Annotated in this window: 1 pseudogene; it reads right to left on the reverse strand. The window is 43.9% G+C overall.

The features are described from left to right. Positions 1-29 precede the first annotated feature (29 nt). A pseudogene (locus CD152_RS11865) lies at positions 30-280 on the reverse strand (hypothetical protein); the annotation flags it as partial.

The raw sequence follows: 280 nt of genomic DNA on the forward strand, positions 1-280 counted from the left end.
GGATGCCATAATAAAGGAGTGTGAACATCCTAATGCATCCCTGTCATAAGATAATAGATGGTGAATATCACAAAGATCAGACTGATGATGACAGGGATATAGTTCAGGATAAGCTTTGTCCTGAGGTAGCTATGATTCAGCTCCGTCTGATGCATCTCTATTTCAGACCTCATCTCTCTCTTCAGATCCGTTAAGACGTCCCGTCTAAGACTTTCAGCGTTCAAATCCACCACGGTCATGGCGTCTATCTTGTCCTGGCTGTGTTGGATGGTCTTCTGAA

This window comes from Macrococcoides caseolyticum (assembly GCF_002902665.1).
Classification (GTDB): Bacteria; Bacillota; Bacilli; order Staphylococcales; family Staphylococcaceae; genus Macrococcoides; species Macrococcoides caseolyticum.